The 16,010-nt window shown below is 65.8% G+C and carries 14 protein-coding genes; 7 read left to right on the forward strand and 7 right to left on the reverse strand.

All coding sequences use genetic code 11. The features are described from left to right. Nucleotides 1-126: 126 nt before the first annotated feature. Nucleotides 127-1,413, reverse strand: coding sequence for an L-pipecolate oxidase (amaA, locus tag ACYUME_RS25890; RefSeq protein WP_460417576.1), 1,287 nt, complete (start codon nt 1,411-1,413; stop codon nt 127-129). Between the two features lie 167 nt (nt 1,414-1,580). After that, nucleotides 1,581-3,071 carry an L-piperidine-6-carboxylate dehydrogenase gene (gene amaB / locus ACYUME_RS25895; RefSeq protein WP_460417578.1) on the reverse strand — a complete coding sequence of 497 codons (1,491 nt, stop codon included), beginning with the start codon at nt 3,069-3,071 and terminating at the stop codon, nt 1,581-1,583. A gap of 136 nt (nt 3,072-3,207) precedes the next feature. Between amaB and ACYUME_RS25900 the strand changes: the two genes are divergently transcribed. Both ACYUME_RS25900 and hglS read left to right on the forward strand, forming a co-directional pair. After that, complete coding sequence (locus ACYUME_RS25900; RefSeq protein ID WP_460417579.1) at nt 3,208-4,107, forward strand: LysR family transcriptional regulator; 900 nt, start codon at nt 3,208-3,210, stop codon at nt 4,105-4,107. Nucleotides 4,108-4,280: 173 nt separating this feature from the next. Beyond that, nucleotides 4,281-5,666, forward strand: coding sequence for a 2-oxoadipate dioxygenase/decarboxylase HglS (gene hglS / locus ACYUME_RS25905; protein ID WP_460417581.1), 1,386 nt, complete (start codon nt 4,281-4,283; stop codon nt 5,664-5,666). 19 nt (nt 5,667-5,685) lie between these two features. Here hglS and ACYUME_RS25910 read toward each other — a convergent pair whose 3' ends face one another. After that, nucleotides 5,686-8,052: a penicillin acylase family protein gene (locus tag ACYUME_RS25910; RefSeq protein WP_460417583.1), complete on the reverse strand. Its 2,367-nt coding sequence runs from the start codon at nt 8,050-8,052 to the stop codon at nt 5,686-5,688. A gap of 114 nt (nt 8,053-8,166) precedes the next feature. Next, the gene (locus ACYUME_RS25915; RefSeq protein ID WP_460417586.1) at nt 8,167-8,736 is read right to left on the reverse strand and encodes a DUF6436 domain-containing protein; all 570 of its coding nucleotides are present in this window, start codon (nt 8,734-8,736) and stop codon (nt 8,167-8,169) included. Nucleotides 8,737-8,942: 206 nt separating this feature from the next. Here ACYUME_RS25915 and bipL point away from each other — a divergent pair, with 206 nt between their 5' ends. Continuing rightward, nucleotides 8,943-9,869 carry a phospholipase BipL gene (gene bipL, locus ACYUME_RS25920; RefSeq protein ID WP_460417588.1) on the forward strand — a complete coding sequence of 309 codons (927 nt, stop codon included), beginning with the start codon at nt 8,943-8,945 and terminating at the stop codon, nt 9,867-9,869. Here the strand turns inward: bipL and ACYUME_RS25925 are convergent, their stop codons facing one another. Then, a complete protein-coding gene (locus ACYUME_RS25925) occupies nt 9,870-10,622 on the reverse strand; it encodes a DUF2059 domain-containing protein (protein ID WP_279888320.1) in 753 nt (250 codons plus the stop codon). 121 nt (nt 10,623-10,743) lie between these two features. Here ACYUME_RS25925 and ACYUME_RS25930 point away from each other — a divergent pair, with 121 nt between their 5' ends. Beyond that, nucleotides 10,744-11,367 carry a 2OG-Fe(II) oxygenase gene (locus tag ACYUME_RS25930; RefSeq protein ID WP_460417590.1) on the forward strand — a complete coding sequence of 208 codons (624 nt, stop codon included), beginning with the start codon at nt 10,744-10,746 and terminating at the stop codon, nt 11,365-11,367. Beyond that, complete coding sequence (locus ACYUME_RS25935; RefSeq protein WP_460419456.1) at nt 11,357-11,857, forward strand: 2-thiouracil desulfurase family protein; 501 nt, start codon at nt 11,357-11,359, stop codon at nt 11,855-11,857. The genes ACYUME_RS25930 and ACYUME_RS25935 overlap by 11 nt, the downstream gene beginning before the upstream one ends. A 66-nt stretch (nt 11,858-11,923) precedes the next feature. On the opposite strand, the gene ACYUME_RS25940 is transcribed toward ACYUME_RS25935, so the two are convergent. Then, nucleotides 11,924-12,412, reverse strand: a complete 489-nt coding sequence (locus tag ACYUME_RS25940; protein ID WP_460417592.1) for a transporter substrate-binding domain-containing protein — start codon at nt 12,410-12,412, stop codon at nt 11,924-11,926. A 228-nt stretch (nt 12,413-12,640) separates the two neighbouring features. Between ACYUME_RS25940 and ACYUME_RS25945 the strand changes: the two genes are divergently transcribed. After that, on the forward strand, nt 12,641-13,117 hold the full coding sequence (locus ACYUME_RS25945) for a DUF4399 domain-containing protein (protein WP_279888315.1): 477 nt from the start codon (nt 12,641-12,643) through the stop codon (nt 13,115-13,117). Between the two features lie 85 nt (nt 13,118-13,202). Here the strand turns inward: ACYUME_RS25945 and serA are convergent, their stop codons facing one another. Further along, nucleotides 13,203-14,432 carry a phosphoglycerate dehydrogenase gene (gene serA / locus ACYUME_RS25950; protein ID WP_279888313.1) on the reverse strand — a complete coding sequence of 410 codons (1,230 nt, stop codon included), beginning with the start codon at nt 14,430-14,432 and terminating at the stop codon, nt 13,203-13,205. A gap of 170 nt (nt 14,433-14,602) precedes the next feature. On the opposite strand from serA, the gene ACYUME_RS25955 reads away from it, so the two are divergent. After that, on the forward strand, nt 14,603-16,000 hold the full coding sequence (locus tag ACYUME_RS25955; protein ID WP_460417594.1) for an FAD-binding oxidoreductase: 1,398 nt from the start codon (nt 14,603-14,605) through the stop codon (nt 15,998-16,000). The last annotated feature ends 10 nt before the right edge of the window (nt 16,001-16,010 follow it).

Below are 16,010 nucleotides of genomic sequence, written 5' to 3' on the forward strand. Positions count from 1 at the left end.
GGAGCGGCCTTGTGTCGCGAAAGGGCCGCAAAGCGGCCCCGGCGATCTTTGCTTCAACGCCGAAACCCTGGGGCTGCTACGCAGCCCTTTCGCGACACAAGGCCGCTCCTACAGGTGCGCCAGGGCCTACAACACCACCCGCAGACACTGCCCCGCGTGATACAGCGAGAACCCCGATTCATAGAATGCCGTGCGCAGCGACGGCGCGCTCACCGGCTTCATCGACGAGAACGGAATCGGCAGGCTGTCCGGGTCATCCTTGAGCAGGAACTCGGCAAACGCCCGGCCAATAACCGTGCCGGTGGTGTTGCCGCGCCCGTTGTAGCCGGTCACCGCCACCAGCCCCGGCGCCGGTTCGAACAGGCGCATCAGGTGATCCGGGGTAAAGTCGATGCAGCCGGTCCAGTGCATTTCCCACTCGACCTTGCCCAGCTCCGGGTAGTAGTGGCTCTGGATGCGGTCGGCCCAACTGCGCACGAACCACACCGGCTTGTTGTCGACCCGGCCAAGGCTGCCGAGCAGCAGACGGCCCTGGTCGTCGCGGCGGATGCTGCTGAGCACGGTGCGGGTATCCCACGAGCCCTGGCCATGGGGCAGGACCTTGTCGGCGGCGCCGCCGTGCAGGGGCTTGGAGGCGACCTGATAGTAGTAGCCACGGAAGAAGTGCTTCTGCAGGTTGCTCCAGTCGCCTTCGGTGTACGCACCGGTGGAGATCACCACCTTGTCGGCGCGCACCGCGCCGCGTGCGGTCCGCACCCGCCAGGCATCGCCATCACGCTCCAGGCCCTCGACCGAGGACTGCTGGAACAGCTTGCCGCCCAGCCGCGTCACGGCAGCGGCCAGGCCCTGTGTGTAACCCATGGGGTTGATGGTGCCGGCGCGGCGGTCGAGCAGCGCGGCAGAAATCTTGTCGGTGCCGCAGTATTCCTGGCATTGCGCGCCGGTCAGCAGCTCGACGTCGGCGCCGCGCCGGGTCCATTGCTGGTGGCGGGCCTCGAGGTCGGCGATGCCGGTGGCGTTGTGCGCCATGTGCAGAGTGCCTTCGTGTCGGGCCTGGCAGTCGATGCCCAGGCGCTCGATCATGGCGAACACTTCGCCCGGGGCCTCGCCGAGCACCTTGTTCAGGCGGCTGCCCTGCTTGTGGCCGAGGGTGGCTTCGACGTCGTCGGGGCGGATCCAGGTGCCGGCATTGACCAGGCCGACGTTGCGCCCGGAGCCGCCGTGGCCGATCTTCCAGGCTTCCAGCAGGATCACCGACTTGCCCTGCTCCAGCAGGTGGATCGCCGCGGACAGGCCGGTGATGCCGCCGCCGATCACGCACACGTCGGCCTTGTGCTCGCCGGCCAGGGCCTGGGCGGCGACGGTCGGCTGGGTGACGTGTTCCCACAGACATTCTTGACGCAGTTCGGACATGGCCCGGCTCCAGCTGTTGTTCTTGTTGGGGCCGCCATGCGGCCCATTCGCGGGTAAACCCGCTCCCACAGGGATCACACAGGCCTCAAGGGCAGTGGAGCTCCTGTGGGAGCGGGTTTACCCGCGAACCGAGGGGCTATGGCCCCCGGCCATGCAGCATCATTGCATCAGTCGAACACGATACCCTGCGCCAGCGGCAACTCACGCGAGTAGTTCACGGTATTGGTCTGCCGACGCATGTAGCCCTTCCACGCATCCGACCCGGACTCACGCCCACCCCCGGTCTCCTTCTCGCCCCCGAACGCCCCGCCGATCTCCGCGCCGCTGGTGCCGATGTTGACGTTGGCGATGCCGCAATCGCTGCCCGAGGCGCTCTGGAAGCGCTCGGCCTCGCGGATGTCGGTGGTGAAGATGCACGACGACAGGCCTTGCGGCACCTCGTTGTTCAGGCGCAGGGCCTCTTCGAAGTCGTCGTAGGCGAGCACGTAGAGGATCGGCGCGAAGGTCTCGTGGCGCACCACGTCGCTCTGGGCCGGCATCTCGGCAATGGCCGGCGACACGTAGTAGGCGTTCGGATACTGCTCGGCCAGCTGGCGCTCGCCACCGAACACCTGGCCACCCTCGTCGCGGGCCTTGGCCAGCGCGCCCTGCATGGCATCGAACGACTGCTTGTCGATCAGCGGGCCGACCAGGTTGTCCTTGCGCGGGTCACCGATGCGTACCTTGCCGTAGGCGGCTTTGACGCGGGCGACCACTTCGTCCTTGATCGAACGGTGAACGATAAGACGGCGCAGGGTGGTGCAGCGCTGGCCGGCGGTGCCGACGGCGGAGAACAGGATGCCGCGCACGGCCAGGTCGAGGTCGGCGCTCGGGGCCAGGATCATGGCGTTGTTGCCACCCAGTTCGAGGATGCTGCGGCCAAAGCGCGCGGCGACACGCGGGCCGACTTCACGGCCCATGCGGGTGCTGCCGGTGGCGCTGACCAGCGCCACGCGTGGGTCGTCGACCAGGGCTTCGCCGGCCTCGCGGCCACCGATCACCAGTTGCGCCAGGCCAGCCGGGGCATCGCCGAAGGCTTTCACGGCCTTGTCGAACAGTGCCTGGCAGGCCAGGGCGGTCAGCGGGGTCTTCTCGGAAGGTTTCCACACCACGGCGTTACCGGCCACCAGCGCCAGCGCGGTGTTCCACGCCCATACCGCCACCGGGAAGTTGAAGGCGCTGATCACCCCGACCACGCCCAGCGGGTGCCAGGTTTCACGCATGTGGTGGCCCGGACGCTCGGAGGCGATGGTCAGGCCGTACAGCTGGCGCGACAGGCCGACGGCGAAGTCGCAGATGTCGATCATTTCCTGCACTTCGCCCAGGCCTTCCTGGGTGATCTTGCCGGCTTCGATGGAGACCAACTCGCCGAGGTCGGCCTTGTGCTCGCGCAGCACTTCGCCGAACAGGCGCACCAGCTCGCCACGACGCGGGGCCGGCACGCTGCGCCAGGCGTCGAAGGCCTCTTGCGCCTGGTCGATGCGGGCAACGGTATCGGCCTTGCCAAGCAGTTTCACCGAAGCGATGCGGCTGCCGTCGATCGGGGTGTGAACAGGGTAGTCGCCCTGGGTGTGAGCCGCGGCGGCAACGCCAAGACGCTCGAGCAATGCAGCAACCATTGTGCTTCTCCTTTCATCGGGTGAAGGGGTGAAAAATGATGTGGGTCAGTATTAATCCGATTACACAGGTGCAACAAACGACCTTTATTCCGCATATCATTCCGTCAGGTAATGATTTCAGCCGCCGAGACCGCTTATGTCCAAACGCCTGGTTCCGTCCATGACCGCCCTGCAGTGCTTCGAGGCCGCAGCCCGCCACCTGAGCTTTACCCGCGCCGCCGAGGAGCTGCACCTGACCCAGAGCGCGGTGAGCAAGCAGGTGGCGCAGCTCGAGGAGATGCTGCGTCACCACCTGTTCCTGCGCATCCGCCGACGCCTGCAACTGACCCCCGCCGGCAGCCTGTACCTGGCCGAGGTGAACAAGATCCTCACCCAGGTGGACATGTCCAGCCGCTATGTCCTGAGCTATGGCTCGCAGACCGAAGTATTGAAGGTAGCCACTCAACCGAGTTTCGGCGTGCGCTGGCTGATTCCGCACCTCAAGGGCTTCGGCAAGCGCCACCCGAACATCCACCTGGATATCCGCAACGAAATGGAGCCGTTCTCCCTGCTGCAGGGGTCGGCCGACGTGGTGTTCTTCTATGGCCAGGGCACCTGGCCCGGGGCGACCTGCGTCGAGCTGTTCGGCGAAGAGGTGGTGCCGGTGTGCGCGCCGGAGCTGTTGCAAGGCCGCACGCTGCCTGACGCGGGCGCGGTGGCGGAGCTGGTATTGCTGCAGAGCACCTCGCGACCAGAAGCCTGGCACGAGTGGTTCCTGGAGCAAGGGCTGCACACCGACAACAGCTACCACGGGCCGCGCTTCGACACCTTCTACATGGCCTTGAGCGCGGCGCAGGCGGGGTGCGGGGTGGCGCTGGTGCCCAGGTACCTGGTGGCCCGGGAGCTGGCCGAGGGCAGCTTGGTGCTGGCCTGGGACCATGCGATGCAGAGCAATGGCGCGCATTACCTGGCGTATGCCGAGCATGCGGCGGAAGTGCCGAAGGTGCGGGCGTTGGTGGAGTGGGTTGCCGAGCAGATCCAGCGACGCGACCACTGACGCCATCGCGGGGCAAGCCCGCTCCCACACAGTTCGTGGGAGCGGGCTTGCCCCGCGATAGGGTCGTCAAGGTCGATCAAAAAAGGAATGAAAGCCGCACTTTTTTTCGCTTGTTCGGCAGCTCCATTCCCAGTTTTCATGTAAGTGTCCTTCACTCACCCAGGAAGCTTGCGATGCCCGCCCATGATTTCGTCAGCCCCGACAGCATCCGTGCGCAGTTCTCTGCCGCCATGTCGCTCATGTACAAGCAGGAGGTCCCGTTGTACGGCACCCTGCTCGAGCTGGTGAGCGAGATCAACCAGCAGGTCATGGCCGCACAGCCCAAGATGACCGAGGCCTTGCGCTGGACCGGCGAGATCGAACGCCTCGACCAGGAACGTCACGGCGCCATCCGCGTGGGCACCGCCGAGGAACTGGCCACCATCGCCCGCCTGTTCGCGGTGATGGGCATGGCGCCGGTGGGCTACTACGACCTGAGCTCGGCCGGCGTGCCGGTGCACTCCACCGCGTTCCGTGCCGTGCACGAACAGTCGCTGCACATCAGCCCGTTCCGCGTGTTCACCTCGCTGCTGCGCCTGGAGCTGATCGACAACCCGCACTTGCGCGAACTGGCCCAGGATATCCTGGCGAAACGGCAGATCTTCACCCCCCGCGTGCTCGAGCTGATCGCCCAATGCGAACGCGACGGCGGCCTGAACGCGAGCGACGCCGAGACCTTCGTCCAGGAAGCACTGCATACCTTCCGCTGGCACCAGGACGCCACCGTCACCGCCGAACAATACCGGCAACTGCACGACCAGCACCGGCTGATCGCCGATGTGGTGGCGTTCAAGGGCCCGCATATCAACCACCTGACCCCACGCACCCTGGACATCGACGCGATCCAACTCGGCATGCCGGCCAAGGGTATTCCCCCAAAAGCCGTGGTCGAAGGCCCACCCACCCGGCGTCATCCGATTCTGTTGCGCCAGACCAGCTTCAAGGCCCTGCAGGAAAAGGTCGCCTTCAGCGATGCGCAGGGCAGCCACACGGCGCGCTTCGGCGAGATCGAACAGCGCGGCGCGGCGCTGACGCCCAAGGGGCGCCAGCTCTACGACCGACTGCTGGATGCCACCCGCGCGGCCTTGGGCGGCGCGCCGACCGAGGCCAATGGCGAACGCTATGCGGCGCTGCTCGCCGAGCACTTCGCCGAGTTTCCGGACGACCTGGCGCAAATGCGCGAACAGGGTCTGGCGTACTTCCGCTACTTCGCCACCGACAAGGGGCTGACGGCACGCGGGGAGAAAAATCGCCCGGACACCCTGCAAGGATTGATCGACGCCGGGCATGTGCATTTCGAGGCTCTGGTGTACGAAGACTTCCTGCCGGTGAGCGCGGCGGGGATCTTCCAGTCCAACCTGGGGGACGAAGGGCAGGCCGATTACGGCAGCAATGCCAACCGCCAGGCATTCGAGCAGGCGCTCGGGCTGGACGTGCAGGATGAGCTGGCGCTGTATGCCCAGAGCGAGCGCCGGTCGTTGCAGGCATGCGCCCAGGCGTTGGGGCTGGCCGCGCTGTAACGCGCCAGCCCCGGCTGCCTCATTCTCCCGGCACCAGGCGCAATGTGCTCTGCGCCGGGATCACCCCCATGCGCACCTTGTGATAGCGCCCCTGAATGTAGTCCTCGGCCTGGTCGCCATAGTGCCGGTCGAAAGGCACACCGCTCTGACCGACGGGGTTGATGGTCAGCGCGGCGCCAGCATCGGCGAAATCGATCAGGCGCCGGGTCGACGGTCCATAAGTGACCGGCCAGGGCGCCGGGCCGATCTTCGCCGACAGGTTGTTCGGCACTTCATGGCTGCCGGGCGCGGCGAAGGGACCGACGTTGAACAACAGGTTCAACGGCTTCTTCACCCCCAGCGGGTGGTTGTGGGTCAGGGTATGGGCCTTGCCCCACTGCCAGCGGGCCGGATCCTTGCCCATGGTCTCGCGCAGGTGCCCGAGGGTGCGCTGCCAGGCTTGGCGCACGACGGATGTGCGATCGCCGTGCGCGTTGCCGCCGCGCAGGTTCCACCACGGCGATGACGGGTCGGCGGCCAGGCGCGGCAGGGCGGCGTCTATGGCGCGAGTGCCGAGCAGTACCGGGAACCAGGTATCGCCCAACTCGTCGTGCAAGGCGGCGAAGGCCAGTTCGTAGAGGAACTGGTTGAACAGCGTGGCGCTGGTGGAGTCCAGCGGGTAGTCGCCGCGCCAGGCGGCCAGCTGCTCGACCAGTTCTTTCTCTTCATCGCCCTGGGCGACGCTGCGCAGGGTGCCCAGCAACGGCGCCAGGGTGCGCGGGCCGTAATCGGTGCTGGTGTCCAGCTGCAGGGCCTGGCTGTTCTGGGTATCCCACTTGATGTCCGGGGCGTCCAGCCGGCGCTCGAGCTGTCGCCCCCGGTCGGCCAGGTTGTAGTAGCCGGGCACCGGGATCGTTGCCGGGGGCTGGTAGTTGGCCGAAACGATGTAGCCGCTGGCCGGGTTCTCCTGCTGGGGATTGGCGCTGAACGGGTAAAACCCGGGCTTGGCGGCCTGGCCGCTGCTGCCGTCGAGGATGAACGCCGGGTTGACCCCGTCCGGACGCACCGGCAACCGCGCCGCCGCCCACCAGCCGATATCGCCGCGAGCGTTGGCCCAGACCAGGTTCAACCCCGGCGCCTGGACCTTGGCCGCCGCCTCACGCATCTTGCCGAGGGTGTCGGCGCGATTGATCTGGTAGAAACCCTCGAGAATCGGGTTCTCGGTTTCCAGGAACGCCCACCACATGGCGATAGGCGCGGCACCTGCGGTATCGCCCAGCACGGTATTGACGATCGGGCCATGGGGCGAGCGGCGCAGGGTGATGGTGACGGGCTCCGCGCCTTTCACCGCGATCTTCTGCTCGGTCTGCTCCAGCGGCTGCCAGCGGCCATCGACCATCACCCGCTCGGGGTCGTCCGGATCGGTCTTTTCGGCGATCAGGTCGACGTCGTCATTCTGGAACATGGTCAGGCTCCAGCCGAAATCCTGGTTATGGCCAAGCAGCGCGAACGGGTTCAGCGCCTGGAAGTAGCCATACAAGTTGAAGCCCGGCGCCGACAGCTCGGCCTCGTACCAGACCGCCGGCACGGCGAAGGCGATGTGCGGGTCGCCGGCCAGCAACGGGCGACCGCTGCGGGTGCGGCTGCCAGACACGACCCAGGCGTTGCTGCCTTCGAACTGCGGGATGCCGGCGTCGCCCAGGGCGTCCTGGCTCAGGCGCGCCAGTTGCTCCAGGCTGCGCCAGTCGGCGGCGGCCAGGGGCGTGGCCAAGGCGCCGTCCGGGTGCCAGTCGAGGTCGAAGATCTGCAGGTACTCGGGGCCGAGCTGGTCGCGGATGTAGGTCAGCGCGGGCTCGGTGCGAAAGGCCGCGGCAAAGCTGTAGGCGAGGTAGCCGGCGATGCTCAGGGTGTCCTCGGCGGTGAAGGTCCGGGGGGGAATGCCGAGCAGGTCGAACTCCATCGGTTTCGGATGGCTGGCCTGCCACTGGTTGACCCCGTCCAGGTATGCCTGCAGCGCCTGCCACGCGGGAGATTGCGGGTCTTGGCGCCGCGCCATCAGCGCCGCCTGATCGCCAATGCGCAGGCTGCGGAACAGGGTGTCGGTGGGCAGCAGCTTTTCCCCGAGCACCTCGGCCAGTTCGCCACGGGCCAGACGGCGCATGATCTCCATCTGGAACAGCCGGTCCTGGGCATGCACATAGCCCAGCGCGCGGTACAGGTCCTGCTGGTTCTGCGCCTGCAGGTGCGGCACGCCGCGATTGTCGTAGCGCACGCTGACCGGCGCCTGCAACCCGGCGACCGCCACCTCGCCCTCGCGCTGGGGCTGCTTGCCCGCGACATACCAGTAACCGCCGCCAGCGGCGGCCACGGCGATCACCACCGCCAGCAGGGTCAGGCTGCGCTTCATCGAGACTCCTTGTGTGCTCGAGGGAGAAGATGTGCGCCGATCATCGGCGGATTCGCGAACTGAGCATAGCCTTGCGCATGGCGTTTCCATGCACCTCTGTGAAAAACAGCAGCTTCAGCCGCCCCAGGGGCAGTAGCAACCCACTGCCAGGGTGTTGGACGCCTGCACCTGACGTCCTTCGTTCAGCGCCTTGAGGATCGGCTCGATGAAGCTGTTGCTCGAGTTGCACACCGCGCCTTCGCTGTAGGGGCCGAAGTAGGCCAGCCTGCCGTCGCGGTCCCAGATCGCCACGGCGGGCGTGGCTGGCAGGTGTTCGCTGCCGGGCAGGCTGGCCAGGGGCTCCAGCGCATCGAGGGTGACGGGTAGCCGACCATGGCTGCCGGGCTTTTGCAGCACATGGAAGCGCACGCCCAACGGTGCGAAATGCGCCACCAGCTCACCCAGGTGCTGTTGGTTGCCGACGTTGCACGGGCAGGCCGGGTCCCAGAAATGCACCACGCGAATCGGACCTGGGCCGGCCAGTTCGGGCGGCAGGCGCAACTGGCTGCCATCGAAGAAGGTGGCCTGGTTGTCGAACGGACGCAGGTAGCGGGCCTGGAAGCTGTCGTAGGCCCACCACAGGGCGGCGACGCAGAGCAGAGCGGCGAGAGCGCCGAAGAATGACTTGGTGTGTCGGGTTGGCATGGGTGATCCGCAGAGCCTATGAGCGACACGGGCCTCCTGTGGGAGGGGGTTCACCCGCGAATGCGGCAGCGGCGGCACCATAGCATTCGCGGGTGAACCCGCTCCCACAGGAACCGAGTGGCCCGTTGTATGAGGGTGCAGCTTGCCATGGCACGGCCCAGAGCTGAATATCGCAGATCAATACTTGCTCCAGTGCGGATGTACCGATGCCCGTCAGCTTCAACCCCGACCTGTTGCGCAGCAGCTTGTCGCCGCTCGCCGCTCGCCCGCCGCTGTCCGCCCAGGGCCAGGCCTACCAACGCTTCTACGGCCTGGCGCTGCCCGCGCACAGTTGGCTGGGGGGCTTCCAGGTCGCGGGCTTCGACCTCGCCGGCCAGGCCTGGCTGCCGGAGAAAGCGCAGGCAACGCTGTTTCTGCTGCACGGCTATTACGACCACATGGGCCTGTACCGGCATGTGATCGAATGGGCCTTGGGCCAGGGCTACGCCGTGATCGCCTGCGACCTGCCGGGTCATGGCCTGTCCAGCGGCGAGCGCGCCAGCATCGACGATTTCGCCACCTACCAGCGGGTGCTCGACGCGCTGTTCGAGCAAGGCCGCCTGCTCGACCTGCCACGCCCTTGGCATCTCTGCGGGCAGAGCACCGGCGGTGCGATCGTGGTCGATCACCTGCTGCACCAGGGCGAACGCAGCCCGGCCGACGGCGAGGTGATCCTGCTGGCGCCGCTGGTGCGCCCGCGCGCCTGGCATTGGTCGAAACTCAGCTACTGCGTGCTGCGCCACTTCGTCAACGGTATCGAGCGGCGCTTCAGCGAGAACACCAACGATCCGACCTTCCTGCCCTTCCTCGAGGCCGATCCGTTGCAGCCACGGCGCCTGCCGACTGCCTGGGTCGGTGCGCTGATGAAATGGGTCAGGCGTATCGAGACCGCGCCGCGCAGCACGCGCCGGCCACTGATCGTGCAGGGCGAGGCGGACGGCACGGTGGATTGGCCCTACAACCTCAAGGTGCTCAAGGCCAAGTTCGCCGAGCCACAGATCCTCATGCTGCCCGAGGCGCGGCACCACCTGGCCAACGAACTGCCCGATATCCGCCAGCGCTACTTCGCGTTCATCGGCCAGCGCCTGGGCTGATCAGTTCAGGTCGGCGGCGTTCTGGCCGACGGCGAGCGCGGCGCGCACCGCGGTCACCGCGGCCTTGTAGTAGGCCTGGCCATCCGTCGATTCGGCGAAGGTGGCGAATTGCTCCAGCTCGGCATCCGACAGGTCGCGATAGACGTACAACAGGGTGTTGTTCAGGTCTTCTCCCACCTGGTTCATCAGACGCTGGCGCTGGCCGTCGAGCAGGTTCTGCGCCTGACCGCCACCGAACAGACCGGGCAACATCGAGCTGAGGCTGTCGGCGGCCACCCCGGCGATCGCCAGGCTGACCTCGGCGCCGGCTTCGCGGGCGGGCAGCGCCTTGGCCAGGTGGCCGATGATCAGCAGCCGATCGTCGCTGGCCTGGATCTTCGGCAGGCCCTTGGCGTTCTTGGCCAACTGGTCCTTGCGCGTGGCCAGCAGCTCGGCGGCCACCACCTTGCGCCCCAGCGGCGACTGGAAGAAGGCCAGGGCCGGCGAGGGGTTGGCCAGGTTGGCGCGCAGTTGCGCCTGGGCGCGGCGGTCCATGGCCTGGGCCTGGAAGCGCTGGTTGCTGTTGTTCACCAGCGCCTGGTAGACGGCCGGCGGCAGGCTGTTGCGGTAGCGCTGCTGGGCGGCGCTCACGGCATCGTTGAAATGGGCGCGCTGGTCGGGCCAGCCAGCGGCCTTGTACAGCTGATCGAGGGTGTCTGCCCAGACAGGCATGGTGCAGATCATCAGCAGAAGCAGGGAAAACAGACGGCGCATTCAGGACTCCTGTCGGCAGGCCGCCATTGTCCTTGGCGGGGCGGGGCTTTGTCGAGTCGCCAGGGGCGCTTCCTGACCAAGTGGCGCTGTGCGGCGACCTGCCGAATGGCTATGATGCGCCATGCACATTCCTTCCGAACACCCACTGCTGTCGGCGATCGTCGATGACCTGGCCACCCGTGGCTGGTCGCAGCAGAACCTCTTCCTGCCCGACACGTTGGCACGCGAGCTCGCGCTCGAATGCCGACGTCGTTACGCCGAAGGCGAGCTCAATCCCGCCGGCGTCGGCCGCGGCGCCACGCAGGAAGTGCGCGAGGCCATTCGCGGCGACCAGATCCAGTGGCTGGACCCCGGCGAGTCCGAGGCCTGCGATCGCTACCTGGCCGCCATGGACAGCCTGCGCCAAGCGATCAATCAGGGGTTGTTCCTGGGGCTCGAGGACTTCGAATGCCACTTCGCCCTGTATCCGCCGGGGGCTTTCTACAAACGCCATCTTGACCGCTTCCGTGACGATGACCGGCGCATGGTGTCGGCGGTGTTCTACCTGAACGAAGGCTGGCAGCCGGAGGATGGCGGGCAGTTGCGCATGTTCCTCGAAGACGGTGTCGAGCACGATGTCCCGCCTGTGGCCGGCAGCCTGGTGGTGTTCCTGTCCGGCGACGTGCCTCACGAAGTGCTTCCTGCCGGGCGCGAGCGCCTGTCGTTGACTGGCTGGTTCCGCCGTCGTGGCAACGATCCGTTCTGACCTGCCGAAAGTCCTGGTCAGCGCCTGTCTGCTAGGGCAGCCGGTGCGCTACGACGGACGCGCCAGTGGTCATCCCGACGTATTGCAGGGCTGGCAGGCCGAGGGTCGGGTGGTGCCGCTGTGCCCGGAGGTGGCCGGCGGCCTGCCGACCCCGCGTCCGCCAGCGGAGATCCCGGGCGGACAGGGTCGCGCGGTGCTGGATGGGCAGGCGCGGGTGGTGACAGTGACGGGCGAGGATGTCAGCGGCGCGTTTCTGGCCGGTGCGCGGTTGGCGCTGGAACTGGTACGCCGGCATGGCATCCGCGTGGCGGTGCTCAAGTCCGGCAGCCCGTCGTGCGGCAACCGCCTGGTCTACGATGGCAGCTTCACTGGTGTGAAAGTAACCGGCGAAGGTGTGACTGCGGCCTTGCTGCGGCGCGAAGGCGTACTGGTGTTCAGCGAGCTGGAACTCGAAGAGGCACAGCGGGCGCTGGCTGGGATCGGGCGGTAGATCTGCTGGAGTAATGCTGGCCTCTTCGCGGGTTCACCCGCGAAGAGGCCGGCACAGGCAGCATGATTACTCTTCGGTGCTGGTCTCGTGCGCGGCCGTGAACCACTTCTGCTCGAGCTCGTTCAGCCGCCCGTCGTTCTTGATGCGTTGCAGGGCATTGTTCACCGCGTACTCGAACGCCGGGTTGCCTTTCTGGAAGGGAATCACCAGGTCCTGCGCGCCGAACGATTGGCTGCTGGTCAGCGTTGGCGCCAGCTTGCGCTCGGGGGCGGGCTTGTCGAAGGCAATGTCGTACTTGCCGCTTTCCACCCCGGGCAACACCTCCTCGGCGGTGGTCTCGACGAATTCGACGCGCACGTCCAGCTCCTTGGCCAAGGCCTGGCCCAGTTCGATCTCGAAGCCGGTCAGGTGTTCGTTTTCCTTGAACGCATAGGGGGGCGCGTCGCCGAGCACGGCAATGCGCAGTTCGCCACGGTCGTTGATTTCGTCGATCAGCTCGGCCTGGGCCAGCGGGCTGAACAGTACCGCCAGCAGAATGCCAATGGTCAAACGCATGAGTGCCCCTTTCTTGTTCGGCAGATGAATTGCATTCGCCGTGGCTTTCTCGTCTGCCGCGGTCGAACGCAGCCTATGACCTCAAGGCCGAGCCAATGTTTGAGTCGGCCCTGAAATATTTCTGTCCCGGTTTTTGAACCTCTAGCGGTCTGGTTGGACTATGGTGAACTACCGTTGCGCTTCGTTTTTGCGAGAGCGGTCAATTGAAGTGAATCACAGGAGAAGTGAATGAAAAGCCTATTTTCGCGTGCTGCCGTCGCCGGCCTGCTGATGGGGGCGTCGGTCGTGGCCAGCGCCGCGGATGCCCTGAAGAGCCAGCAGCCACCGGAAGGCGCCAAGGTCTTCATCGTTTCCCCCGCCGACGGGGCCACGGTCGACAAGACCTTCACCGTCAAGTTCGGTATCGAAGGCATGGGCCTGAAACCCGCGGGCGACCAGACCCCGCACACCGGCCATCACCACCTGCTGGTGGATGTGGACAAGGCGCCGGTCGCCGACATGCCGCTGCCGACCAGCCTGATGCCGGAGAACAACGCGCCGCTGCCGGCCGGCCCGCAAGTGCTGCACTTCGGCAAGGCGCAGACCGAGGCGACCATCACCCTGACCCCGGGCAAGCACACCCTGCAACTGGTGCTGGGCGACATGTACCACGTGCCGTTCAAGCCGAGCGTCGAGTCGCAGAAGATCACCGTCAACGTCAAGTGACGCGGGGCCTGGCACCGGATGCTTTTCGCATCCCCATGAAAAAGGGAGGCCACCAGGGCCTCCCTTTTTCATGCCTCGGTGAAACTCAGAACAGTACGCGCGAGCGGATGGTGCCCTTCACGTGCTGCAGTTTCTCCTGGGCCAGGTCGGAGTACTCGGCGTCCACGTCGATCACCACGTAACCGACTTTCTCGTCGGTCTGCAGGAACTGACCGGAGATGTTGATGCCGTTCTCGGCGAACACCTTGTTGATCTCGCTGAGCACGCCCGGGATGTTTTCGTGGATGTGCAGCAGGCGGTGCTTGCCTGGGTGAGCCGGCAGGGCCACTTCCGGGAAGTTGACCGACGATACGGAGGTACCGTTGTCGCTGTACTTGACCAGCTTCTCGGCCACTTCCAGGCCGATGTTGGCCTGGGCTTCGGCGGTGGAACCACCGATGTGCGGGGTCAGGATCACGTTGTCCAGGCCACGCAGCGGGCTTTCGAACTCTTCGTCGTTGGAGCGCGGCTCGACCGGGAACACGTCGATGGCGGCGCCGATCAGGTGCTTGTCCTTGATCGCGGCGGCCAGGTGGTCCAACTCGACCACGGTGCCACGGGCGGCGTTGATCAGGATCGCGCCCTTCTTCATCGCGCGGATTTCCTTCTCGCCGATCATCCACTGGGTGGACGGCAGCTCGGGCACGTGCAGCGAGACGATATCGGCCAGGCCCAGCAGGTCGTGCAGGCTGGTGACCTGGGTGGCGTTACCCAGCGGCAGCTTGGTCAGCGGGTCGTAGAAATAGACCTGCATGCCCAGGCTCTCGGCCAGCACCGACAACTGGGTGCCGATCGAGCCGTAGCCGACGATGCCCAGCTTCTTGCCACGGATCTCGAAGGAGTTGGCCGCGCTCTTGATCCAGCCGCCACGGTGGCAGGAAGCGTTCTTCTCAGGGATTCCGCGCAGCAGCAGGATGGCTTCGGCCAGCACCAGCTCGGCCACCGAGCGGGTGTTGGAGTAGGGAGCGTTGAATACCGCGATGCCGCGCTCACGGGCCGCGCCCAGGTCGACCTGGTTGGTACCGATGCAGAAGCAGCCTACCGCGACCAGTTTCTTCGCACAGTCGAAGACCTCTTCGGTCAGCTGGGTGCGCGAGCGGATGCCGATGAAGTGGGCATCGGCGATCTTTTCCTTCAGTTCGGCGTCTGGCAGCGAACCGGTAAGGTACTCGATATTGGTGTACCCGGCAGCCTTCAGGGTATCCACCGCGTTCTGGTGGACGCCTTCCAGAAGAAGGAACCTGATCTTGCTCTTGTCGAGAGAAGTCTTGCTCATCTGCGTAAACCTGTATCCCGGAGAAAAATGGCGAGGGGGGTGAAGCGGCGCGGCGTCGGCCTTAGCACGAACGACGGGAGGGCTATGCTAGCATACGCGACCTGATCTGAGCTTATCCCGACAGGTGAAGCGTGCTCAGGGTGACTATGAATAAGTCGAGAGTTCCAGCGATGACCCAGTCTGCGGAAATTGATGAGCTGATGACCCTGGTCGACCCTGGCAAGGTCCTCACCGACCCCGCCTCGCTCGAGGCCTATGGCAAGGACTGGACCAAGCACTACCCGCCCGCGCCCAGCGCCATTGTCTTCCCCAAGTCCATCGAGCAGGTCCAGGCCATCGTGCGCTGGGCCAACCGCCACCGGATCGCCCTGGTGCCATCCGGCGGACGCACCGGGCTTTCGGGCGCCGCGGTGGCCGCCAACGGTGAAGTGGTGGTGGCCTTCGACTACATGAACCAGATTCTCGCTTTCAACGAGTTCGACCGTACCGTGGTCTGCCAGCCGGGGGTGATCACCCGCCAGCTGCAGCAGTTCGCCGAGGACCAGGGCCTGTATTACCCGGTGGACTTCGCCTCCAGCGGCTCCAGCCAGATCGGCGGCAATATCGGCACCAATGCCGGCGGAATCAAGGTGATTCGCTACGGCATGACCCGCAACTGGGTCGCCGGGCTGAAGGTGGTCACCGGCAAGGGCGAACTGCTCGAGCTGAACAGGGACCTGATCAAGAACGCCACCGGCTACGACCTGCGCCAGCTGTTCATCGGCGCCGAAGGCACGCTGGGCTTTGTCGTCGAGGCGACCATGCGCCTGGACCGGGCGCCACGCAACCTCACGGCGATGGTGCTGGGCACGCCCGACTTCGACGCGATCATGCCGGTGCTGCACGCCTTCCAGGGCAAGCTCGACCTGACCGCCTTCGAATTCTTCTCCGACAAGGGCCTGGCCAAGATCATGGCCCGTGGCGACGTGCCCCCGCCGTTCGAAACCGCCTGCCCGTTCTACGCCCTGCTGGAGTTCGAAGCCAGCACCGAGGAGGTGGCCAACGAGGCGCTGGCCACCTTCGAACACTGCGTCGAGCAGGGCTGGGTGCTCGATGGCGTGATGAGCCAGAGCGACACCCAGCTGAAGAACCTGTGGAAGCTGCGCGAGTACCTGTCCGAGACCATCTCCCACTGGACGCCGTACAAGAACGACATCTCGGTCACCGTGTCGAAGGTGCCGGCGTTCCTGCGTGACATCGACGCCATCGTCGGCGAACACTATCCGGACTACGAAGTGGTCTGGTACGGCCATATCGGCGATGGCAACCTGCACCTGAACATTCTCAAGCCCGACCACATGAGCAAGGACGACTTCTTCGCCTCCTGCGCCAAGGTCAACAAGTGGGTATTCGAGATCGTCGAACGCTACAACGGCTCGATCTCCGCCGAGCACGGCGTGGGCATGACCAAGCGCGACTACCTGGGCTACAGCCGCTCGCCAGATGAAATCGCCTGCATGAAGGCGATCAAGGCGGTGTTCGACCCGAACGGCATCATGAATCCGGGTAAGATCTTCGCTCCCGAATAAAAAGCAGTAT

This window comes from Pseudomonas sp. microsymbiont 2, assembly GCF_054788395.1.

What these genes read in the sequence shown, in the direction of transcription:
- ACYUME_RS25945 (WP_279888315.1), top strand. Translation starts at nt 12,641, where the DNA reads ATGAAAAGCCTATTTTCGCGTGCTGCCGTCGCCGGCCTGCTGATGGGG.
- ACYUME_RS25925 (WP_279888320.1), bottom strand. Translation starts at nt 10,622, where the DNA reads ATGCGCCGTCTGTTTTCCCTGCTTCTGCTGATGATCTGCACCATGCCT.
- hglS (WP_460417581.1), top strand. Translation starts at nt 4,281, where the DNA reads ATGCCCGCCCATGATTTCGTCAGCCCCGACAGCATCCGTGCGCAGTTC.
- serA (WP_279888313.1), bottom strand. Translation starts at nt 14,432, where the DNA reads ATGAGCAAGACTTCTCTCGACAAGAGCAAGATCAGGTTCCTTCTTCTG.
- bipL (WP_460417588.1), top strand. Translation starts at nt 8,943, where the DNA reads ATGCCCGTCAGCTTCAACCCCGACCTGTTGCGCAGCAGCTTGTCGCCG.
- ACYUME_RS25900 (WP_460417579.1), top strand. Translation starts at nt 3,208, where the DNA reads ATGTCCAAACGCCTGGTTCCGTCCATGACCGCCCTGCAGTGCTTCGAG.
- amaA (WP_460417576.1), bottom strand. Translation starts at nt 1,413, where the DNA reads ATGTCCGAACTGCGTCAAGAATGTCTGTGGGAACACGTCACCCAGCCG.
- ACYUME_RS25910 (WP_460417583.1), bottom strand. Translation starts at nt 8,052, where the DNA reads ATGAAGCGCAGCCTGACCCTGCTGGCGGTGGTGATCGCCGTGGCCGCC.
- amaB (WP_460417578.1), bottom strand. Translation starts at nt 3,071, where the DNA reads ATGGTTGCTGCATTGCTCGAGCGTCTTGGCGTTGCCGCCGCGGCTCAC.
- ACYUME_RS25930 (WP_460417590.1), top strand. Translation starts at nt 10,744, where the DNA reads ATGCACATTCCTTCCGAACACCCACTGCTGTCGGCGATCGTCGATGAC.
- ACYUME_RS25955 (WP_460417594.1), top strand. Translation starts at nt 14,603, where the DNA reads ATGACCCAGTCTGCGGAAATTGATGAGCTGATGACCCTGGTCGACCCT.
- ACYUME_RS25915 (WP_460417586.1), bottom strand. Translation starts at nt 8,736, where the DNA reads ATGCCAACCCGACACACCAAGTCATTCTTCGGCGCTCTCGCCGCTCTG.
- ACYUME_RS25940 (WP_460417592.1), bottom strand. Translation starts at nt 12,412, where the DNA reads ATGCGTTTGACCATTGGCATTCTGCTGGCGGTACTGTTCAGCCCGCTG.